Origin of the sequence: Nocardia sp. CA-119907, from assembly GCF_050955995.1 — a bacterium.
In the GTDB taxonomy this organism is placed as follows: Bacteria; Actinomycetota; Actinomycetes; order Mycobacteriales; family Mycobacteriaceae; genus Nocardia.
The window spans coordinates 945448-966360 of sequence record NZ_CP192091.1 but is presented as its reverse complement, the minus strand read 5'-3'; the positions used below and the strand labels follow the sequence as shown (position 1 = coordinate 966360).

Genomic DNA, 20913 nt, shown 5'->3' with positions numbered 1-20913 from the left:
TGATCGGTGGCATGACCGATGCAGTCTCCGACGGCACGAGCACCGCCAGAACGGCATGCTCCTACTGCGGCGTCGGCTGCGGTATCACCGTCGAGACGCGTCCGGGCGCCGATGGTGCGCCGGTTATCGCCAAGGTGCGCGGCGACAAGCTGCATCCGACGAATACGGGCAGGCTGTGCACCAAGGGCGCCACCCATCTGGAGTTGATGCGGGTGCCGGGGCGGATGGAGACCGCGTACCGGCGGCCCCAGCGCGGCCAGGTGCCGGTGCCGTTGCCCGTCGACGAGGCGGTGCACGAGGCGGCGACCCGGCTGCGGGCGATTCTGGACGAGCACGGACCGGATGCGATCGCGCTGTACGTCTCCGGACAGATGTCGCTGGAGGCGCAGTACCTGGCGACCAAGTTGGCCAAGGGCTATCTGCGGACCAAGCACATCGAGGCCAATTCCCGATTGTGTATGGCCAGCGCCGGGACCGGATATAAGCAGTCGCTCGGTGCGGACGGGCCACCCGGATCCTATGACGACTTCGAGCACGCCGAGCTGTTCTTCGTGATCGGCGCGAATATGGCCGACTGCCATCCGATTCTCTATCTGCGCATGGTCGACCGGGTCAAGGATGGCGCGAAGCTGATCGTGGTGGATCCGCGGCGCACCGATACGGCGGCGCGGGCGGATCTGTTCCTGCAGATCGCACCGGGCACCGATCTCGCTCTGTTGAACGGGCTGCTGCACCTGCTCGTCGAAAACGGCGATATCGACGCGGATTTCATCGCCGAGCACACCGAGGGGTGGGCGGCGATGCCCGAATTCCTTGCCGACTACCCACCGGACAAGGTCGCCGAGATCACCGGACTGGCCGAGGACGATATCCGCACGGCCGCGCGCTGGATCGGCGAGGCGGGGGAATGGATGTCGCTGTGGACCATGGGGCTCAACCAGTCCACCCACGGCACCTGGAACACCAATGCGGTCTGCAATCTGCATCTGGCCACCGGCGCCATCTGCCGTCCCGGCAGTGGGCCGTTCTCGCTGACCGGCCAGCCCAATGCCATGGGCGGACGCGAAATGGGTTATATGGGTCCGGGACTGCCCGGCCAGCGCAGCCTGCTCTCCCCCGCCGACCGCACCTTCGTGGAGACCGCGTGGAGTGTCGAGCCCGGCACGCTGCGCGACGAGGCCGGTCCCGGCACCATCGAGATGTTCCGTGCGTTGTCCAATGGGCAGATCAAGGCGGCCTGGATCATCTGTACCAATCCCGTTGCCACCGTGGCCAATCGGAAGACGGTCATCGGCGGTCTCGAGGCAGCCGAGCTGGTGATCGTGCAGGACGCCTACACCGAGACCGCCACCAACGCCTATGCGGACCTGCTGCTGCCCGCCACGCTGTGGGCCGAGGCCGATGCGGTGATGGTGAATTCGGAGCGCAATGTCACGCTGTTGCAGCGCTCGGTCGATCCGATCGGCGAAGCCCGCCCGGACTGGCTGCTGATCGCGCAAGTCGCCACGGCAATGGGCTTCGAGGGGTTCGAATACGCCTCCGGTGCGGAGGTTTTCGAGGAGATCAAGCAGTTCGCCAATCCGGCCACCGGATACGACCTGCGTGGTATGAGCTATGACCGGTTGCGCGAAGGGCCGATGCAGTGGCCGTGTGCCGAGCCCGATCGCGCACGCAATCCGATCCGCTATCTCAATGACGGCGTCAGCCAGGAGGCTTTCGTCGATGACACCGGACATCGGCCACGGCTGGCCTTCGCGACAGCGAGCCGTCGTGCGGTGTTCTGGCCGCGCCCGCATATGGCGCCGGACGAGATGCCCGATGACGACTACCCGTTCGTACTGAACACCGGTCGACTGCAGCATCAGTGGCACACCATGACCAAGACCGGGAAGATCGACAAGCTCACCAAGTTGACCGGGCAGCCATTCGTCGAGGTGCATCCCGCCGATGCCCAGCGGCTCGGGGTCGAGGCGGGCGATCAGCTCGAAATCGCCTCGCGGCGTGGACGAGCGGTGCTGTCGGTGCAGGTCAGCGACCGGGTGCGGCCCGGTGACTGCTTCGCACCGTTCCATTGGAATGACGAGCAGGGCGAGTATCTGACGATCAATGCCGTGACCAATGACGCGGTGGATTCGGCCTCGCTGCAGCCCGAGTACAAGGCGTGCGCGGTGTCATTGCGACGCGTCGCGGCGGTGCCGCGGCCGCAAGTACCCACCGGAGTAGCGGACGCTTCGACACAGCCTTTCAGCGAACCAGCCGCACCGGGAGCAACCGCTATCAATGGCTCGCCGGACGCGCATCCGCTGGCGGTCGTGCTCGGGCTCGATGCGGGCATCGCCCCAACCCTCAGCGAGACCGAGCGCATCTATCTCGCCGGATATCTCTCGGCATTGCAGTCCATTCCGGTGACCGGGCAGCCGGTGCTGCCCGCGTCCGCGCCGATCGCCCAGCACAGCCGGTTGTGGATCGATGGGCTGCTGGCGGGCATGTACTCGCGCAGCGCCGCATCGCCGACCCCATCGGCGCCCGCCGACGATACTCTGGACGAGCTACCGGCCCGCCCCATCACCGTGCTGTGGGCGTCCCAGACCGGCACCGCCGAGGAACTGGCCGTGACGGCCGCCGCGCGTCTGGCCGAATGCGGTTACACCCCACGGCTGCTCGATATGGACTCGTGCGAACTCGACGAGCTCAGCGGCGATGTGCTGGTGATCAGCAGCACCTTCGGCGACGGCGGTCCGCCGGATAACGGCACCGACTTCTGGGCACGCCTGAGCGACAGCGTGATCCGATTGACCGGCATGCGGTACGCGGTCTTCGCGCTCGGCGACTCCTCCTATGACGACTTCTGCGGCCACGGCCGCAAACTGGACACGAAGCTGATCGAACGCGGGGCCACCCGACTGTTGGCGCGCGTCGACAGCGAACCCGATTACGAGGAATCGGCGGCGCGCTGGCTCGACGAGGTGCTCAACGCACTCGACGGCGGTCGGGAAACCGGCACGTCCCAGGCGAGTTCGTCCGGCCCCGGCGGAATCCGGATGCCGGTGCGGCCCACCGGTGGCACTGCCACGTTGGTACTGCCCCGCACCGCTCCGGCCCTGGGCCGGACCCAGAGCTCCGGCCCCGCGCCGTTCACCCGCAACGCGCCGGTGACCGCACCGCTGGTGCGCAATGAGCCGCTGTCACATGCCGGATCACCGAAGGAAGTGCGCCAGTTCGGGTTCGACCTGCACGAGCTGGAAGCGTCCTACGAGGTCGGCGATTCGCTCGGGGTATGGCCCGCGAATTGCGAGTCGCTGGTGGCCGAATGGCTCGGAGCCACCGGATTGGACGGCCGCCGGGTCATCGAGGTCGACGACCAGGAACTGCCGCTGGCCCAGGCGCTGCGTACCCGCTACGACATTACGAAGGTCAGCCACGATCTGCTCACCTTCATCGCCGAACGCAACCCGAACAACCGGCTGGCGAAACTGCTGCGCCGCGATAATCGCAATGAACTCGACAACTACCTGTGGGACCGACAGGCCGTCGACGTGCTGCGCGACTTCCCGGTCCGGGCCGATCTCGTCGAATGGCTCGGCACGCTGAAAAAGCTACAGCCGCGCCAGTATTCGATATCATCGAGCCCGCTGGTCAGCCCCGATGAGGTGCAGCTCACCGTCGGGATCGTCCGTTACGGCGATCCGGCGGCGATCGGATCGGCGGCGCGCCGCGGTGGCGTGTGCTCGACCTTCCTCGCCGACCGCGCCGACGCCGATGCGGCGGCGGTGCCGATCTTCCTGCAGCGCGCACCGCACTTCCGGCCGCCGCTGGATCCGACGGCACCGATGATCATGGTCGGTCCCGGCACCGGTATCGCGCCGTTCCGCGGCTTCCTCCAGGAGCGCCGCGCCCTCGGGTGCACCGGGCGCAACTGGCTGTTCTTCGGCGATCAGCATGCCGCCCAGAACTTCTACTACCGCGCCGAATTGGAAGATATGTTCCGCTCCGGCTTCCTCACCCGACTCGATCTGGCCTTCTCCCGCGACCAGCGCGAGCGAATCTACGTGCAGCACCGCATGATCGAACACGGCGCGGAGCTGTGGTCCTGGCTGCGCGACGGCGCGTACTTCTATGTGTGCGGCGACGCCGCGCGGATGGCCAAGGATGTGGACGACACCCTGCTCGCCATTGCCAGGATTCACGGCAAGCTCGACGAGGACGGTGCGCTGGCGTTCAAGAAGCAGTTGGTCGCCGAGAAGCGCTACGTCCGCGACGTGTACTGATCCCCTACGCCGCGGGCGGATTCAGGCGGGCGAAGTCGGGCAGCCGGTAGTAGGGGTAGTACGGGTACGGCGGCGTGACCGCGCTGGCCTTGTCGAGGCGGGCCATCTGGTCGGCGTCGAGTTCCCAGCCGATCGCGCCGAGGTTCTGGCGCAGTTGCTCCTCGTTGCGCGCGCCGACGATGACCGTCGACACGGTGGGGCGGCGCAGGAGCCAGTTGAGGGCGATCTGCGGGACGGTCTTTCCGGTCTCGGCGGCGAGTTCGTCGAGGATGTCGACCACGTCGTAGAGCTGCTCGTCATCGACCGGCGGGCCCGCCGCGGCGGTCTGATGCAGGCGGCTGCCCGCCGGAAGTGGCTGGCCACGGCGGATTTTCCCGGTCAGGCGGCCCCAGCCGAGCGGGCTCCACACCACCGCGCCCACGCCCTGATCCCGGCCGAGCGGCATCAGCTCCCACTCGTAGTCGCGGCCGACGAGCGAGTAGTAGACCTGATGGGCCACATAGCGGGTCAGACCGTGCCGGTCCGCCGCGGCAAGGGATTTCATCAGCTGCCAGCCCGCGAAATTGGAGGCTCCCAGATACCGGATCTTGCCCGCGCGCACCAGATCGTCCAGGGCCGCGAGGACCTCCTCGACCGGGGTGTGCGCGTCGAAGGCGTGCAGCTGGAACAGGTCGATGTAGTCGGTGCCGAGCCTGCGCAGCGAACCCTCGACGGCCTTGATGAGCCGCGCACGTCCGGAGCCCGCCTCGAACGGCCCCGGACCGGTCGGCAGGCTCGCCTTGGTGGACAGCAGCAGCCGATCGCGCCTGCCCTCGATGGCCGCGCCGAGCACTTCCTCGGAGGCGCCGTCGGAATAGACATCGGCCGTATCGAACATGGTGACGCCCGCGTCCAGGCTGATATCGACCAGGCGCCGGGCCTGCTCCGCATCGGTATCACCCCATGCGCTGAACAGTTCACCGCGCCCGCCGAAGGTGCCCGCGCCGAAGCTCAGGGCCGGGACGTGCAGACCTGATGCGCCGAGCCGCCGGTACTCCATCATGACTCCTAAAGGGTCTATAGTTCCGTTAATGCGGTCGAACCTACACCCATTGCGCCATAAATGAAACTGGAGTTCCGTTATGCAGTCCGACAATGCCACCCCCGGCTCGGTCCGCCCAGGTGGGCGCACCGCCCGCGTCCGCGAGGCGGTCTTGCAGGCTGCGGGTGATCTGCTCGCCGAACGCGGTTTCGCGCACCTGGATCTGACCGAGGTCGCGGCACGCGCGGAGGTCGGCAAGACCACGGCCTACCGCCGCTGGCGCAACTCCACCGGACTGGTCGCCGATCTACTCGTCGATATGGCCGAACAGTCGCTGCCGCACGCCGACACCGGCTCGCTACTCGGCGATCTCACCGCCAATGCCCGCCTGGTCGCCAAAACCCTTACCGACCCGCGCCAGGGCAGGCTCTTCCAAGCCGTCATCGCCGCCGCCACCTGCGATGAGACGGCCGCCGCCGCACTGCGCCGCTTCTACGACATCCGTCTCACCGAATGGTCACCCTGCATCGTTGCCGCCATCGCGCGCGGCGAAATCCCGGCAGGAACCGACGCCCGCGCCGTGCTCACCGCGGTCTCGGCCCCGCTCTACTACCGCCTCCTCGCCAGCGGCGACCCGATCGATGACGAAGCCGCCAGCACCGCCGCCATAGCAGCCGCCCAGGCCGCCGCCGCGGGCATCTTCACGAAGGCCGCGAAAACGCCAACTACACATAAGGACTCATGAAGTCAGCGCGGTGGGCATGACGATCGTCCCGGCTCACCGCGACAGAGACCGGGCTCTGCCCTCGCCGAACGGCTCAGCTCGAACGGGCGGCGGCGCGGGCGATGCCGCAGGCGATCAGCGAGTCCAGCCCGGATCGCGACCGGTGAGTCCGATGACTCGATCCAGTTCCGGCGCGGCGTCGGGCACCGGCACAACGGAGCCGAACATCCCCGGTGTGCCTTCGGCCGGTGTGTCACTGAGGAATTCGAGCAGAACCGCCAGATGGGATGGATCGGCGGCCGGTCGCTGACCGGTTGCCAGGGCGAGATCCCAACTGTGCACGACGGTTTCGTTGAGTGCGATCATCGCCATCACCACGGCCGGAGCGGATACACCGCCCGCCTCGGTCGCACCATCCCAGTCCGCCGGACCCCGCCATGCCTCGCAGTCGTCGGGCAGCACGGTCTCCGGGCCGACCGAACGGCCGACCGCCTCCTTGGTCGCGGCCTGCCGGAAGGCCTCGGTGAGCATGATGACGTGGGCGAGCAGATCGCGCACGGTGGTATCGGTGCAGGGTGTCGGTGCCGTGAGCTGTTCATCGGCCATGGCGCCGACCACCGCCGCCATGGCGGTCGCGGCCGGTTCGAGATCGAAATTCGGGTGCATCGGAGCCTCCTGGCAACGGACATCACGCACTCGTCGGGACAGAGCGAGCCAACGGAATTCATCGGTTCGCCGCGGGCCTCGCGCCGGACCGCGGCCCGCCCGATCCCGCGCCGCGTGTGCGTCTCCTCCCGGCTCTCACCGCACCCCATCGCAACCAAGTCGTAGCGGCGAAAAGTGCTGGAAAAGCGGAGAATTGGTAGATGAAGGGCGATCGAGTGGAGATCGTCGTCGACTTCGGCGACGAGTCTCGCAGTTATGAAGTGACCGCAACGCGCGCGGGGCGCAAGGTCGAGGTCCGCATCGCGCGGGGCGTGGTGGAAGTCAGTGAGGTGACGCGCACCGGAGTCCCGGTGCGTACCGCGCGGTTCCTGGCCGGGCGCACACTGGCGCTGGTCGAACATCCCGCGAACGGGTCGGGTCCGGTCGAGGGCGAGTGAGGCAACCCAAGTAGCGGATGGGTTGCCGAGCGGCCGAACTAGGAGCATTCTCAACAGTGTTGGACTGATGTCCGCTCGCGCTGCGATTCCCGCAGCACCTGGTTTTCCCCCGGCAGATAATCGGGTACCCGGCCGCAGAGCACGCGCGGAGAGGAGTGAACGATGACCGATCCCAGCACATCCCGCACGCCGGACGAGGTCGGCGAGGCCGACTATGTCGAGCAGTCCGTCGTCGCCTATCCCGACTACGACGATGACAGGGCGGATATCAGCAGCGAACGCGATCTGGTGGCCGCGGTCGACCGGGACGCCTTCAGCGCCGATCCGGCCGATGTGGTGGAGCAGTCGATCGCCGTTCCGCTCGATGACGATCACGAACCGGGTCCGGCGTACTGAGCTCTCGGCTCACGGCGCGATCTTGGCCCGGACCGTCGCGTGCAACTCACGCAGGCTGGAGCGCTCGGTCGCCACTTCGAGCACGCGCAGACCGTGCGCATGCCCCGCCAATTCGGCCGCCAAGTGCTCCGGATCGACCTGCTTGTGCGGGATCCGGTAGGCGGCGCACAACGCGGCCAGATCCATCCCGTGCGGGGTGCCGAAGACGCGCTCGAAGACACCGGCGTACTGCGGGTCCCCCTGTTCGAGGAGTTCGAAGATGCCGCCGCCGTCGTCATTGGCGACCACGATGGTCAGATCGGCGGGCCGGGGTTCACCGCGGCCGATGAGCAGGCCGGAGGCGTCGTGCAGGAAGGTGAGGTCACCGATCAGCGCGATGGTGCGACCGGTGTGGTGCAGTGCCGCACCGACGGCCGTGGAGACGGTGCCGTCGATACCCGCCACGCCGCGATTGGACAGCACGCGCACACCCGGGTGCGGATGCGAGACCAGGGCCGCGTCACGCACCGGATTGGATGCGCCGAGCAGCAGCTGGTCGCCCTCGCGCAGTGCGTCCATCACCACACCGGCGACATGTAGGCCGGTCGGCTTCGGATGCTTGGCGAGCTCCGCGCGCACCACCTGATCGGCCTTCGCGTTCAATTCCCGGCAGTGCGCCAGCCATTCGGCGCGCGGCGCACCCGAGATGATCGCCCTGGTTCCGGTGCCGACCACATTGCCGGAGACATCGGGCCAGCGCGGACCGGTGGTGAGCGCGTAGACGGTGACGGACGGATCGGCGAGCACCTTGGCAACCTGGCGGTGCAGCGTCGGACGCCCGGTGATGATCGCCTGGCGCGGCTTCAGCAGCGGCAATGCCAGCGGATGCAGGGCCGGGCCGTGCATCGGGGCGGTGGGTTCGGCGACCGTCGGCAGCTCGGCCAGTTCCGGACGCAATCCGGCGCCGTGGCCGGAGATGACGACCGTATCGGGTGTGAGATCGAGTTCGAGTGGGACGTCGAGCGTCGCGTATTGGGTCGACGTCCACGCGGCACCACCGGCGCGCCCCTGCGGCGCCGATTCACCCGGCGCATGGTCCGGGACCAGCGGCTCGCGCAGCGGAATATCGAAATGCACCGGCCCGGCATTGCCGGAGCGGGTGCCGCGGGCCGCGGCAAGCACCCGGCAGACGGCCGAACGCCACTGGCTGTTCTGCTGGCTGTAGGGCGCACCGTCCCCGCACTCCTCCTCGGCGAGTCCGAGGCTGATCGAGGCACGCACCTGGCTGCCGAACAGACCGAACTGCTCCACGGTCTGATTGGCGCCGGAGCCGAGCATTTCGTAGGGCCGGTTGGCACTGAGCACCACCAGCGGAACCCGGGCGTAGTTGGCCTCCAGCACCGCGGGACCGAGGTTGGCGACGGCGGTTCCCGAGGTCATGACGACCGGCACCGGCAGTCGGCTGGCAACCGCGAGCCCGATGGCCAGAAAGCCAGCGGTCCGCTCGTCGATGCGCATGTGCAGGCGCAGCTTGCCCGCCGCATCGGCCGCCTGGAGGGCGAATGCCAGCGGCGCGTTCCTGGACCCAGGACACAGCACGACGTCTCGCACACCCCCGCGCGCGAGTTCGTCAACGACCACCTGCGCCTGCGCTGTAGACGGATTCACGCCTCCAGCCTCTCAGACAGTTGCTCCGACGTCTTCGTCACCCTGCTCACAAACAGATGTTCGAGTGGGAATTTGCCGCCCGCGCCCACCACCGGACGCGGGCGGCCGGTATGCGCCGCACCTCGAAATCCCGCCTCGCCGAGGCGGATTTGATATGCGGCGCAAGGATCACCGCCCTACCGACCACTACGGAGCGAGTCTTACGAGCGAGCGTTCGCGGCCCGTCTCGCGTTCGCGCGGCAATGACACAGCCGCGTAGTCGAAGCGCATGCGACAAAGTCGCATGTCTCGACTGCTCGGACGCGAGACACCAGGGGGCCACGAACACGCAGCGCTACAGGCGCTGCAAATCAAGCGTGGCGCTGCACGAGGTCGCCAAGGCGCGGCAGGGCCTCGATGACGTTCTTCTTGGCCGAGGAACGCATCGACGAGTAGACCTTCTGCAGTGCCGGACGCGTCGAGGCCTGGGCACGCGCGTCGGTCACCGCGAGCAATGCCTCGGCGACCTCATCGGACTTGGCGACCAGCAGGTCGGCGAAATTGCCGGATCCCGTGGCCGTGTATTCCTGCCAGAAGGGCTCCAGCTGCGATACCAGCTTGGGCGCCAACGACTCCAGCGCATCGGGCACGATGCTGGGGCTGATCTTCTTGACCGCCGCGTACCCACCCTTGACCGCAAGGCCAGACGCACCACCCTTGTCCGACACCTCGGCGTCCAGAACCTCCTTGGCATCGGCAAGGAAGGCCGTGCGCTTAGCGTCGTCGAGCAGGGATTCAGACAGTGCTGCAACCACTTTCAGGTTCCTCCGGGATCGATGTCGATGAACGAGCGCACGTCACTATACGCACTGGTGCGCGCGGTCACACGGCGCTCGTCCAGCTACGGCTGCCACGGCAGCAATTGGACCATCAATCCTTCACAATCCGCGAGGAGATTGCCCTGCTCATCGGCCAATTCGGCGGTTATGTACGTTTTGCGCCCTTCGATGCGGTCGACACGACCGCGCACGGTCAGCGACGTCTCCAGCGGAGTGATCTTGCGATAGTTCACATGGAGATAGGCGGTGCGGCTGATCGGTCGTCCCGCGTAATGCACGATCATGCCGAGCAGATCGTCGAAGAGCAGCGGGAGCACACCGCCGTGCGCCGCGCCATTGCCGCCGAGGTGGTAGCGGCGGAACTCACCGGTCATCTCGATGCCATCGGGTCCGGCCTCGACCACCTGCCACGGCAGCAGCAAAAGGCTGCCGCGCCCGGGCAATTCGACCGCGCGGCCCGCCGGGCCCTGGAGTTCGGGCGCACGATAGGGCTCGAGCAGTTCGACGAGCTGTCGCGCCTGGGCGAGCGCGTCACCGAAGACCTCGTCGGGCGCGTCCACGGAGACGGCCAGATCCTGCAGCGTGCGCATGACCTCGACGAACGGCCCGAAGTTGGCCCCGATCCGCGCGCGGGAGACCTTGGGGAAGCCACCGTGCTTGTCGTACCGGGATTCGTCCACCGCACTGTGGTCGATGCGCGGGCCGGATCGTCCGACACTGCGCTCAGTAACCGGTTTCACTGCCTCACGCCCTCCCGTCGCCCGACCGCCGCCCCTCAGTGAATCGCTCCGCGATGCTGCATCCATCCCTGCACGGTAACGTCTTGTTTTACACCGTCAAGTCGTACCGCTGAGTAACGCCATCGGCACCGTAGAAGTTCGCATGGAACTCACTGGCACCCGGATTATCGACGGAAGCAATAATCACTGGGGTGACGTTCAATCCGAAGCTGTGGCGGCCCGTTCCAGGGTTCGAGAACCTGACCGACATCACCTATCACCGGCATATCGAACAGGGCACCGTCCGGGTGGCCTTCGATCGGCCGGAGGTGCGCAACGCGTTCCGTCCCCATACGGTCGACGAGCTTTATCGCGCGCTCGATCACGCCAGGATGACCCCGGACGTCGGCGCGGTCCTGCTCACCGGCAACGGACCGAGCCCCAAGGACGGCGGCTGGGCCTTCTGCTCCGGCGGCGACCAGCGCATCCGCGGCCGCAGCGGCTACCAGTACGCCGAAGGCGAGACCGCGGACACCGTCGACCAGGCGCGCGCGGGCCGCCTGCACATCCTCGAAGTGCAGCGGTTGATCCGCTTCATGCCGAAGGTGGTCATCGCGCTGGTCAACGGCTGGGCCGCGGGCGGCGGGCACAGCCTGCACGTGGTCTGCGATCTGACCCTGGCCAGCCGCGAGCACGCCAGATTCAAGCAGACCGACGCCGATGTCGGCAGCTTCGACGGCGGTTACGGCAGCGCGTATCTCGCGAAAATGGTCGGCCAGAAATTCGCGCGCGAAATCTTCTTCCTCGGCCGTCCCTACACCGCCGAGGAAATGCATCAGATGGGCGCGGTGAACAAGGTCGTCGACCACGCCGAACTGGAGAATGTCGCGCTGGAGTGGGCCGCCGATATCAATGGCAAATCCCCGCAGGCCCAGCGCATGCTCAAGTACGCGTTCAATCTGCTCGACGACGGTCTGGTCGGCCAACAGCTGTTCGCGGGCGAGGCCACTCGGATGGCCTATATGACCGATGAAGCGGTCGAGGGCCGCGACGCCTTCCTGGAAAAGCGCAAGCCGGACTGGACCCCCTACCCCTGGTATTTCTGAGATGGACATCCTCAGCAGCCGAGTCATCCTGCGGCCCGCCGACTACCGCGCGACACTCGCCTTCTACCGCGACGGGCTCGGGCTGGCGATCGCGCGGGAGTATCCGGGCGGCACCGTTTTCTTCGCTGGACAGTCGCTGGTCGAGGTAGCCGCGCACGGCGGATCGGGTAGATCCACGGCGTTCGAGGGCGCGCTCTGGCTGCAGGTACGCGACATTTCGGACACCGCGGCCGAACTCGCACTCAAGGGCATCTCGATCGATCGCGCGCCGGTGCAGGAGCCGTGGGGGTTGATCGAAATGTGGGTGCACGATCCGGACGGGGTGCCCATCGTTTTGGTCGAGGTGCCTGCCGAGCATCCGATCCGACGGGATTCGCGCTGGTCACCGGACTGATTGCGCGGGCGGCGGTGACCAGAGCGACCTGTCCCGAGTTGCCAATGCCGACCCCGGCGAGGACGATAACGCACGGATGGCCGCCCGACCGCCGACGTCCGGGTGACCGCCACTGAGTACCGTCCTCCGAGTGAATCGCAGTCTCGATGTCCGGCGTACCCGAGTTCTCCTCCCCTGACGCGGCCGAAGCCACTCCCCGCTGCCTCAGCAAACCGACCCCTGCCGCATGCGGTGACGTTGACATGACACGATCAAGGTCGTGAGGGAGCGCAGCGAGCGAACCATGAACACAGCGCGCCTGCGCACGACAGGGCCGAGCAGCAGCGAGGTGCAGTCGTGAGAGAGCGAAGCGAGCGAACCATGGGTACTGCGCGCCCGCGCACCGCGGACCCGCGCCTGATGGAGCCGAACGTCAGCGAGGCGCCGTCATGAGCAAAACCCTGCGGACGCTGCCGATGCCGACGGGATCGGGACTCGGCGATGTGATGCCGCATTTGCGAGAAGTGTTGGAGGGGAACGGTCCAGCCTGGTTGCCGATACCCACCAGCGACCGCCGGGAGGCCCGGCGACTCAGCGATGCGCTGGCCCCGGGCGAGCTGATCGATGACGAGGTGGCGCTCGTGGTGACAACCTCCGGCACGACCGGTGTCCCGAAGGGCGCCATGCTCAGCGCGGCGGCGCTGCGGGCCAGCGGGACCGCGACCCACGATCGTCTCGGTGGTCCGGGCACCTGGCTGCTCGCCCTGCCGACCCACCACATCGCCGGCATTCAGGTGCTGCTGCGCAGCATCCTGGCCGGTACCGAACCCGCCGTCCTCGACGTTTCCGGCGGCTTCCTACCCGAGGCGCTCGCGGGCGCCATCTCGGGTATGCGCGGTGAGCGCCGCTACTCCGCATTGGTTCCGACCCAGCTCATCAAGGCCCTGGAGGCGCCCGCCGCAGCGGCGGCGCTGGCCCAGTTGGATGGCGTGCTGGTCGGTGGTGCCGCCACTCCGGCTCCGGTCTATGAACGCGCGAAAGCGGCCGGTATCAATGTCGTTCGCACCTACGGCATGAGCGAAACCTGCGGTGGTTGCGTATACGACGGTATTCCGCTGGACGGCACCGAGATTCGCATCGAGGACGGTCGCGTCCTGCTCGGCGGCGCGATGATCGCCAACGGCTACCGCGGCCACCCCGACCATCCGGCCTTCGCCGAACCCGGCTGGTTCCGCACTGAAGACGCGGGCACCTATGAGAACGGCGTGCTCAGCATCAGCGGACGCCTCGACGAGGCGATCGTGACCGGTGGGCTGCTCGTCATCCCGCAGGTGGTGGAGGCCGTGCTGATCACCCATCCGGGAATCAGCGAATGCGTGGTGCTCGGCCTGCCCGACGACAGGCTCGGGCAACGGGTCGCCGTCGCGGTGGTCCCCGCCGCTGGCGCGACTCCGACCCTCGAGGAACTTCGCGACCACGTGGTGCGCGAACTCGACTCCATCGCCGCCCCACGCGAACTCGCGATCCTCGACGAGCTCCCGCTGCGCGGCCCCGGTAAACCGGACCGCGCCAGGCTCCGCGAACATCTGCTCGCCGAATCCACGCACTGACACCGGATCGGCATGGTGGCGGCCCAGCCCGAGAAGGCGCCGCCACCAGCTGACCTGACCTTCTTGCGTCGAGTCCGATCGCGGTGGTGGGCGTGCAAGTGGGTGCAAGAGTGTGGCGACATCGCGGTGCAAGGACCGTGCAAGACGCGGGCCGCAAAGTCTTGGGCATGACATCTTTCACACCCAATTCAGCGCTCGCCGTAGAGGCGGACGGCCTGGTCAAGGTGTTCGGGGAACAGCGCGCCGTCGACGGTGTGAGCCTGGCGGTTCCGCAGGGCTCGGTCTACGGCGTGCTCGGACCGAACGGCGCGGGCAAGACCACGACCATCCGCATGTTGGCCACCCTGCTGCGCCCGGACGGCGGCAGCGCCCGCATCTTCGGCCGTGACGTCGTCGCCGAACCGACGGCCGTGCGGTCACTGGTCGGCGTCACCGGGCAGTACGCCTCGGTCGACGAGGGTCTCACCGCCACCGAAAATCTGGTCATCTTCTCCCGCCTGCTCGGTCTGAGCCGAATCGATGCCAGGCGCAAGTCGGTCGAGTTGCTCGAGGAGTTCGACCTCACCGAGGCGGCGGACAAGCCGCTGAAGAACTTCTCCGGCGGCATGCGTCGCCGTCTCGATCTGGCCGCCAGCCTGATCGCGACACCGCCGCTGCTGTTCCTGGACGAGCCGACGACCGGCCTCGATCCGCGCACCCGCGCCCAGATGTGGGAGACCATCCGCCGTCTGGTCCGCGAGGGCGCGACGGTGCTGCTCACCACGCAGTACCTCGACGAGGCCGATCAGCTCGCCGACCGGATCGCCGTCATCGACCATGGCAAGGTGATCGCCGACGGCACCGCCGACCAGCTCAAGGCCTCGATCGGCGGCTCCTCACTGCACCTGACCCTGGTCGATCGGGCCCAGCTCGATGAGGCCCGCCGCATTGTCGGCGAATTCCTGGGCACCGAGGCCCAGATCACGCCGGAGGCCGGACGGCTCACCGCCCCGCTCAAGGATGCGGGCATGACCGCCGATCTGCTGATCCGCCTGCGCGAGTGGGAGATCGCGATCGACGAGATCACCGTCAGCAAGCCCAGCCTCGACGAGGTCTTCCTCACCATCACCGGCCACCCGGCCGAAGACGACAACGAACGGAGCGCGGCATGACCACCATTACCGCACCTGATCAGGCCGCGCGATATGCGGCACCACACTCGATCCCGGAGGCCAGCAATCACATCAGCCTCCGCCAGACCGTGGCGACCTCGTTCACCATGGCCTACCGGGGCATCCTCAAGATCAAGCACAATCCCGAGCAGCTGTTCGATGTGACGGTGCAGCCGATCCTGTTCACCGCGCTGTTCGCCTATATCTTCGGCGGGGCGATCGGCGGGAGTGTGTCGAACTATCTGCCGGTTCTGGTTCCCGGCATTCTGGTGCAGACCGTGATCCTGACCTCGGTCGTGACCGGTACCCAATTGCGCGAGGATATGGACAAGGGCGTCTTCGACCGATTCAAATCCCTGCCGATTGCCCGCATTTCGGCGCTCGCGGGCGCGTTGATCGCGGATATGGTGCGCTATGCGCTGGCCACCACCCTGACCATCCTGGTCGGCCTGGCGATCGGCTACCGGCCCGAAGGCGGATTCGCCGGTGTCGTGGTAGCCGGTCTGGTCATCGTGGTCTGCTCCTTCGCGGTGAGCTGGATCTGGGCGCTGGTCGGCGTCACCGGTAAGAGTGCCGCTGGCGTGCAGGGCATCTCGATGATGGTGATGTTCCCGCTGACCTTCATGTCCGGCGCCTTCGCTCAGGTCAGCACCATGCCGGGCTGGATGCAGGGGCTCAATCACGTGAATCCCGTGTACTACATGGTGAATACGGCCCGAGCGCTGATGAACGGCAATGTCTACGGCAGCGATCTGGCCTGGTCGCTGATCGGCTCGGTGGTCGTGATCGTGATCTTCGCACCGCTCGCGGTCCGGGCCTACATGCGCCGGGCGTGACCATTCAGGTCTGACCGCTAACCGAAAGTCGCGGTGGGAGACGCCAAGTCACCCACCGCGATTTTCGTTGTCACGGGCCAGTTCTTGGAAAAGTTCGAGGATCCGATCCGCCGCCTGTCGTCGGCGCAGGCTCGCGGCCCGATGCAGCGCGGCGTCCATGAGGTCGTCGCCCACGGTTGTTCGATGCAGCGCGATGTGTCGCCGCAATTCGGCCGACGGATTGTCCTGCCGTCCCCTTACTTTGCTGGCCAGCGACACCAACTCCAGGCCGATCTCCGAATCGTGCCGGATCGCGAGATGAAAGGTGCCGACCGCATTGCCGACCGCGCCGATCTGCGGCAGATCGTAGAACTGCCCGAGGCGGCCCGTTGCCAGGCGAACCAGGGTGCGCACGATATCGTCCGCCTCCGCTGGTCGCCCGTAGAGCACATACGCGTCCACCGCCCCGCTCGCGGTCATCAGAATGCCCGGACCCGGCATCGGCTCGTCATCGGGCCAGCCGTACAGATCCAGCGCCCGGCGGTAATGGCGCAGCCCGGCATCGATATCGCCCTCGGCCAGTTCGAGTTCGGCTATACCGATGACGACGGGGGCCAGCCGGTGGTTGCGCCGCATGTGCGGGTCGTCGATCGGAGAACCATGTGCCGGTTCGCCATCCGGTGCGCCGAGGGCGAAGCCCAACTCCCGCCGCGCCTCCGCGAGGCGACCGGCGCCGATCAGCGATACCGCGAGATAGCTGCGCATCTCCACAGCTTCCTCGTGTGCGCGCAACTCGCGCAGCAACTCCCCGGCCCTGCGGTAGTTCTCCACCGCGTCGGCGTAGTGCGCGGTCTGTCCGGCGAGCTGTCCGAGATGCTGGGTGACCATCGCCGTACCCCAGACATCGGCGCCTTCGATCAGCTGCAGGGCGGCCAGCGCGTCGCGGGTGGAGCCGTACACATGGCCGGAGTTCTCCCGGACATTCGCGCGCATGAATACCGCCGTCGCGCGCACCACAGGATCCGGCGACCGGGCACCGTCGGCGAACAGTCTGGCCGCGCCCGAACCCGAGGGATCCTCGCAGGCCATGACGCCGAGAAAGCGCGCTCCACTATTGAGATCGATTGCAGTGCTCAGCAATCGACGGATCCGCGCTCGGGTGGTCCCCACCGCACGCAGGTCACCACCCAGGTACACCATGTGCATACCGATCTGCAGATGCGCGAGCATCTGCAGATCGGCGACCGTACCGCGTACCGGGCCGGGTTCGGGTGCCAGATTGAGAATCCGGCGCGCCCAACCGCTCACCTCCATATGCGCGCCGCGCATCACCCACAGCGTGCCCAGAACTGGGAAGACCCGATATACCGTGCGGGCGTCCCTGCGTTCCAGCGCATATCGCAGCACCGTGACCAGATTGTCGAGCTCCGCACCCACCGAGAGCACGGTGGCCACCTGAGCGCCGGAGAGATAGCGGTGCACGGCCGAGACCGAATAGTCACGGGCCCAGCGCGACATGCGATCCATGACCACGGGACGCTCATCGATCGCGCCCGCAATGCCCGCCGCCGCATCGGATCCGGTGCGCGCGAGTTGTTCCTCGCCGAATTCGCGGACCGTTTCCAGCATGCGGTAGCGGGTTCCGATGAGACTTTCGTCATCGTCGAGGACGGTGAGCAATGACTGGCTCACCAGACCGTCCACGGCCGTGGCTACATCGTCGACATCCGGTCCACCGGCCACCATTTCGGCGGCGTCGAGGGTGAACCCGGCCGGAAAGCGGCACAGCCTGCGCAGGGCGATCTGCTGCGGCTCTTCGAGCAGATTCCAACTCCACGCGATCACCGCGTACAAGGTGCGATGCCGTTCCGGCGACGAGCGATCTCCGCTGCGCAGTAGGGCGAAGCGGTGTTCGAGCCGGGTTTCGATCTCCTCGACGCTCATGGTCCGCACCCGCGCGGCCGCGAGTTCGATGGCCAGCGGCAGGCCGTCGAGCGTGCGGCACAATCGGGCAACGACTTCGGGATCCAGCCCCACCGTCGGCCGCACGGCACGCGCCCTGGCCATGAACAGCTCGGTGGCGGGCGATCCGGCCGCGTCGATCGCCAAGGGCGCCAGCGGATATACCGTTTCGGCGGTGATCGCCAGCGGTGCCCGGCTGGTGGTGAGCACGCTGAGCTGGTCACAGCTGCCGACCAGATCGGCGACCACCTCGGCCACCGCATCGATCAGATGCTCACAATTGTCCAGTATCAATAGCATCGGGCGGGCGGCGAGCGCGTCGCGCAGGCGGCGACCGGCATCGCTGTAGCCGGTGGTGCGCCGCCACGCCGTCTCCCGGACGATCTCGCCGAGGCCGAGCGTCGTGCTGATCGCGGCCTCGATATCGGCGCGCGGATCGGCGTCGGCGGCCGGATCGGCACGCACCGAGGCCAGTTCCACCAGCACCACGGACTCCTGGCGCGCCACTCGAGCGCCCAATTCATTGGCCACCCTGGTCTTTCCGGTACCGCCGGGACCCAGCACCGTGGTCACCCGGGACCGGAACACCAGATCCTCGAGCGCGTCCAGATCGGCGGCACGTCCGAGCAGGGCATTGGGGGCCGCGCGCAAGCCGATCGCCGAGAGCACGTTCGGCGGTGCGGCAGCGGTCGAATCCGATACGCGTCCAATCGAATCCCGATCGACCGAATCCGGCACCACGGCAGCGACGGCGGGATCACCTGGTGCGGCCGAATTCACAACGGTCGCCGGATGCGACACCAGCCCAACACGATCGGGCCTCGCTGCCGATCCCGGCACCGGATCACCGCGCAGGATGGCGGTATTCAACTCCACCAGCACCGGACCGGGGTCCGCGCCGAGTTCCTCGATCAGCCGCCCCCGTAGAGATGCGAAAACATCCAAGGCCTCGTTCGGACGCCCGGCCGCGGCCAGCAACCGCATCAAGGTGCCATGCGCGGCCTCGTCGAGCGGCTTCGCGGCCACAGTTCGGCGTGTGATCGCCACCGCGCCGTCGAGATCGCCGCTCGCGACCCGGGCCTCGACCTCGATCGCCGCCAATTCGGACAACCGGTGCGCCGCCGCGGCGCGTAGTTCCTCGGCGAGTTCGCCTGCGGGGAGGTCGGCCCCCGGCTCACCGCGCCAGAGCGCTCTGGCCTGCGCGACCACGGTCAGGCAACCAGCGTGGTCGCCGTCGGCCTGTCTGGCGCGGGCCGCGCGCAGCAGTTCGTCGGTCAAGGTCAAATCGACCTGATCCGCGGTCAAGGTGAGGCGGTAACCGGCCGGGCCGATCTCCAGTGCGGCGTCCGGCAGCGCGGACCGCAGCCGCGACACCTGGGTGTGCAGTGCGTTCATCGGCGCGCGCGGCGGCTGCTCACCCCAGACCTCATCGATCAGCGCCTGGGCGCTGCGGCTGCGACCGGGGCGCAGGGCCAGTGCCGCGAGCAGCAGCCGCGAGCGCGCCCCGGGCAGCGCCGTGAGGGCACCATCCCTGCGTAGCGCGATTTCGCCCAGCAGGGCCACTACGACCGATTCGCCTGCGGGCGTCGTGAGGGTTTGACTTCGGCCGATCGGGCCGCTCTGGTCAGGAAACATTCCGTCGCTATCGTATGCGAGCAATGCTTGCTGGGCTGACATGGTTTCCCCCTGTTCTGCGCGGGTGCGTCGCTTAGGCTGAGCCCCATGGCTGAGTTCGAAATCGTTCGGCAGGCTGTGATCACGGCCGACCCCGCGCGCATTCATGGGCTGATCGATAACTTCCACGAGTGGACCAAGTGGTCGCCCTGGGAGGATGTCGATCCGCAGTTGCAGCGGAAGTACTCCGGGCCGGACGCCGGCGTAGGCGCCCGGTACGCCTGGGACGGCAACCGCAAGGCCGGTCGCGGCAGCATGGAGATCACCTCCAGCGACGACCGGGAGATCGGTATCCGGCTCGCCTTCGAGAAGCCCTTCAAGGCCACCAATAAGACGACCTTCGAGCTGAACCCCGTCGAAGGCGGCACCGAGGTGGTCTGGCGGATGACCGGGCAGCATTCGGGCCTGATGGGAGTGATCGGAAAGGTGTTCCCGATCGACAATATGATCGGCAAGGACTTCGAGAAGGGCCTCGGCCGATTGAAGGCGGCCGCCGAGTCCAACTGAGCCGTGCCAGCCAACCGAAGCGCCCGAGCAGACTGCACCGCCGCCGCGCACTAGGCTGCGAATATGGCTACTGCAGCGCAATGGATCGAGGGCGCACGGCCCCGTACCCTGCCGAACGCGATCGCCCCTGTCCTGGCCGGAACCGGCGCCGCCGCCTCCATCGATGGTGCGGTGTGGTGGAAAGCCGTTCTGGCGCTGCTGGTTTCGCTGGCCCTGATCATCGGGGTGAATTACGCCAACGACTACTCCGACGGTATCCGCGGCACCGATGACGTGCGCGTCGGCCCGCTGCGGCTGGTCGGGCAGAAGCTCGCCTCCCCCGCCGCGGTCAAGAATGCCGCGATCATCAGCCTGGCCATCGGTGCGGTCTTCGGACTGGTGCTCGTCATCGCGACGGCGTGGTGGCTGCTGCTGGTCGGGGCGGCCTGCCTGGCCGGGGCCTGGTATTACACCGGTGGCAGCAAGCCGTACGGCTACAGCGGTTTCGGCGAGTTGGCGGTCTTCGTATTCTTCGGTTTGATCGGCGTGCTCGGCACCGAATTCGTGCAGGCCGAGCGCATCGAATGGGCGGGGCTGGTGCTCGCGGTCGGGGTCGGGGCGTTCTCCAGTGCGGTGCTGGTCGCCAATAATCTGCGCGATATCCCGACCGATACCGAATCCGGGAAGGTCACCCTCGCGGTCAAACTCGGCGATCCGCGCACCCGCACCCTGCACTTGGCGCTGCTGGCGGTGCCGTTCATCGCCACGCTGTTGCTGGTAGTGCGCACGCCGTGGGCATTGGTCGGGCTGGTAGCGGTGCCGCTGGCGGTGCGTGCCAACGCACCGGTGCGCTCCGGTAAGGGCGGGTTGGAATTGATTCCGGCCCTGCGCGATTCGGGGCTGGCACTGCTGGCGTGGTCGGCGGTTACCGCGTTGGCGCTCGGTATCGTCGGTTAGGTATTTCGACGTATCGCACCGGGTTGTCGCGGGTGGGGCCGAGCCCGCACTTTCCGGCCGAATCCGGCGATCTCCGCCTCGTC

17 protein-coding genes are annotated in these 20913 nt (G+C 67.4%); 11 read left to right on the top strand and 6 right to left on the bottom strand.

All coding sequences use genetic code 11. From position 1 onward, the window contains the following. Window positions 1-11: 11 nt before the first annotated feature. A complete protein-coding gene (locus tag ACQP2D_RS04600) occupies window positions 12-4268 on the top strand; it encodes a molybdopterin-dependent oxidoreductase (RefSeq protein ID WP_433682479.1) in 4257 nt (1418 codons plus the stop codon). A gap of 4 nt (window positions 4269-4272) precedes the next feature. Here ACQP2D_RS04600 and ACQP2D_RS04595 read toward each other — a convergent pair whose 3' ends face one another. Next, a complete protein-coding gene (locus tag ACQP2D_RS04595; protein WP_433685528.1) occupies window positions 4273-5307 on the bottom strand; it encodes an aldo/keto reductase in 1035 nt (344 codons plus the stop codon). Window positions 5308-5389: 82 nt separating this feature from the next. Here ACQP2D_RS04595 and ACQP2D_RS04590 point away from each other — a divergent pair, with 82 nt between their 5' ends. Continuing rightward, window positions 5390-6034 (top strand): TetR/AcrR family transcriptional regulator C-terminal ligand-binding domain-containing protein, encoded by a 645-nt coding sequence (locus ACQP2D_RS04590; RefSeq protein WP_433682478.1) that lies wholly within the window; start codon window positions 5390-5392, stop codon window positions 6032-6034. A 114-nt stretch (window positions 6035-6148) separates the two neighbouring features. Here ACQP2D_RS04590 and ACQP2D_RS04585 read toward each other — a convergent pair whose 3' ends face one another. Continuing rightward, window positions 6149-6679, bottom strand: coding sequence for a TIGR03086 family metal-binding protein (locus ACQP2D_RS04585; RefSeq protein ID WP_433682477.1), 531 nt, complete (start codon window positions 6677-6679; stop codon window positions 6149-6151). A gap of 200 nt (window positions 6680-6879) precedes the next feature. Here ACQP2D_RS04585 and ACQP2D_RS04580 point away from each other — a divergent pair, with 200 nt between their 5' ends. Together ACQP2D_RS04580 and ACQP2D_RS04575 are read left to right on the top strand one after the other, a co-directional pair. Beyond that, on the top strand, window positions 6880-7116 hold the full coding sequence (locus ACQP2D_RS04580; RefSeq protein ID WP_433682476.1) for a hypothetical protein: 237 nt from the start codon (window positions 6880-6882) through the stop codon (window positions 7114-7116). A gap of 162 nt (window positions 7117-7278) precedes the next feature. Further along, window positions 7279-7512 carry a hypothetical protein gene (locus tag ACQP2D_RS04575; protein WP_433682475.1) on the top strand — a complete coding sequence of 78 codons (234 nt, stop codon included), beginning with the start codon at window positions 7279-7281 and terminating at the stop codon, window positions 7510-7512. 9 nt (window positions 7513-7521) lie between these two features. Here ACQP2D_RS04575 and menD read toward each other — a convergent pair whose 3' ends face one another. The 3 genes from menD to ACQP2D_RS04560 all read right to left on the bottom strand — a co-directional run bounded on the left by menD (window position 7522) and on the right by ACQP2D_RS04560 (window position 10717). Next, window positions 7522-9159, bottom strand: a complete 1638-nt coding sequence (gene menD, locus ACQP2D_RS04570; protein ID WP_433682474.1) for a 2-succinyl-5-enolpyruvyl-6-hydroxy-3-cyclohexene-1-carboxylic-acid synthase — start codon at window positions 9157-9159, stop codon at window positions 7522-7524. 350 nt (window positions 9160-9509) lie between these two features. Continuing rightward, a complete protein-coding gene (locus tag ACQP2D_RS04565) occupies window positions 9510-9953 on the bottom strand; it encodes a DUF6918 family protein (protein ID WP_433682473.1) in 444 nt (147 codons plus the stop codon). An 86-nt stretch (window positions 9954-10039) separates the two neighbouring features. Then, complete coding sequence (locus tag ACQP2D_RS04560) at window positions 10040-10717, bottom strand: PaaI family thioesterase (RefSeq protein WP_433682472.1); 678 nt, start codon at window positions 10715-10717, stop codon at window positions 10040-10042. Window positions 10718-10908: 191 nt separating this feature from the next. Between ACQP2D_RS04560 and ACQP2D_RS04555 the strand changes: the two genes are divergently transcribed. The 5 genes from ACQP2D_RS04555 (at window position 10909) to ACQP2D_RS04535 (ending at window position 15772) form a co-directional block, all read left to right on the top strand. Beyond that, window positions 10909-11802, top strand: a complete 894-nt coding sequence (locus ACQP2D_RS04555; protein WP_354959900.1) for a 1,4-dihydroxy-2-naphthoyl-CoA synthase — start codon at window positions 10909-10911, stop codon at window positions 11800-11802. A 1-nt stretch (window position 11803) separates the two neighbouring features. After that, window positions 11804-12196: a VOC family protein gene (locus ACQP2D_RS04550; RefSeq protein ID WP_433682471.1), complete on the top strand. Its 393-nt coding sequence runs from the start codon at window positions 11804-11806 to the stop codon at window positions 12194-12196. Between the two features lie 428 nt (window positions 12197-12624). Next, on the top strand, window positions 12625-13785 hold the full coding sequence (gene menE, locus ACQP2D_RS04545) for an o-succinylbenzoate--CoA ligase (protein ID WP_433682470.1): 1161 nt from the start codon (window positions 12625-12627) through the stop codon (window positions 13783-13785). Between the two features lie 167 nt (window positions 13786-13952). After that, a complete protein-coding gene (locus ACQP2D_RS04540; RefSeq protein WP_433682469.1) occupies window positions 13953-14936 on the top strand; it encodes an ATP-binding cassette domain-containing protein in 984 nt (327 codons plus the stop codon). Further along, the gene (locus ACQP2D_RS04535; RefSeq protein WP_433682468.1) at window positions 14933-15772 is read left to right on the top strand and encodes an ABC transporter permease; all 840 of its coding nucleotides are present in this window, start codon (window positions 14933-14935) and stop codon (window positions 15770-15772) included. The genes ACQP2D_RS04540 and ACQP2D_RS04535 overlap by 4 nt, the downstream gene beginning before the upstream one ends. A gap of 48 nt (window positions 15773-15820) precedes the next feature. On the opposite strand, the gene ACQP2D_RS04530 is transcribed toward ACQP2D_RS04535, so the two are convergent. Further along, the gene (locus ACQP2D_RS04530) at window positions 15821-19390 is read right to left on the bottom strand and encodes an AfsR/SARP family transcriptional regulator (RefSeq protein WP_433682467.1); all 3570 of its coding nucleotides are present in this window, start codon (window positions 19388-19390) and stop codon (window positions 15821-15823) included. A 45-nt stretch (window positions 19391-19435) separates the two neighbouring features. On the opposite strand from ACQP2D_RS04530, the gene ACQP2D_RS04525 reads away from it, so the two are divergent. Continuing rightward, the gene (locus tag ACQP2D_RS04525) at window positions 19436-19894 is read left to right on the top strand and encodes an SRPBCC family protein (protein WP_433682466.1); all 459 of its coding nucleotides are present in this window, start codon (window positions 19436-19438) and stop codon (window positions 19892-19894) included. Between the two features lie 63 nt (window positions 19895-19957). Beyond that, window positions 19958-20830 carry a 1,4-dihydroxy-2-naphthoate polyprenyltransferase gene (locus tag ACQP2D_RS04520; RefSeq protein ID WP_433682465.1) on the top strand — a complete coding sequence of 291 codons (873 nt, stop codon included), beginning with the start codon at window positions 19958-19960 and terminating at the stop codon, window positions 20828-20830. The last annotated feature ends 83 nt before the right edge of the window (window positions 20831-20913 follow it).

Bases quoted from the DNA above. Each gene is read 5' to 3' on its own strand.
- ACQP2D_RS04530 (WP_433682467.1), bottom strand. From the start codon at position 19,390: ATGTCAGCCCAGCAAGCATTGCTCGCATACGATAGCGACGGAATGTTT.
- ACQP2D_RS04595 (WP_433685528.1), bottom strand. From the start codon at position 5,307: ATGGAGTACCGGCGGCTCGGCGCATCAGGTCTGCACGTCCCGGCCCTG.
- ACQP2D_RS04525 (WP_433682466.1), top strand. From the start codon at position 19,436: ATGGCTGAGTTCGAAATCGTTCGGCAGGCTGTGATCACGGCCGACCCC.
- menE (WP_433682470.1), top strand. From the start codon at position 12,625: ATGAGCAAAACCCTGCGGACGCTGCCGATGCCGACGGGATCGGGACTC.
- ACQP2D_RS04585 (WP_433682477.1), bottom strand. From the start codon at position 6,679: ATGCACCCGAATTTCGATCTCGAACCGGCCGCGACCGCCATGGCGGCG.
- ACQP2D_RS04575 (WP_433682475.1), top strand. From the start codon at position 7,279: ATGACCGATCCCAGCACATCCCGCACGCCGGACGAGGTCGGCGAGGCC.
- ACQP2D_RS04590 (WP_433682478.1), top strand. From the start codon at position 5,390: ATGCAGTCCGACAATGCCACCCCCGGCTCGGTCCGCCCAGGTGGGCGC.
- ACQP2D_RS04550 (WP_433682471.1), top strand. From the start codon at position 11,804: ATGGACATCCTCAGCAGCCGAGTCATCCTGCGGCCCGCCGACTACCGC.
- ACQP2D_RS04600 (WP_433682479.1), top strand. From the start codon at position 12: ATGACCGATGCAGTCTCCGACGGCACGAGCACCGCCAGAACGGCATGC.
- ACQP2D_RS04535 (WP_433682468.1), top strand. From the start codon at position 14,933: ATGACCACCATTACCGCACCTGATCAGGCCGCGCGATATGCGGCACCA.
- ACQP2D_RS04520 (WP_433682465.1), top strand. From the start codon at position 19,958: ATGGCTACTGCAGCGCAATGGATCGAGGGCGCACGGCCCCGTACCCTG.
- ACQP2D_RS04580 (WP_433682476.1), top strand. From the start codon at position 6,880: ATGAAGGGCGATCGAGTGGAGATCGTCGTCGACTTCGGCGACGAGTCT.
- ACQP2D_RS04540 (WP_433682469.1), top strand. From the start codon at position 13,953: ATGACATCTTTCACACCCAATTCAGCGCTCGCCGTAGAGGCGGACGGC.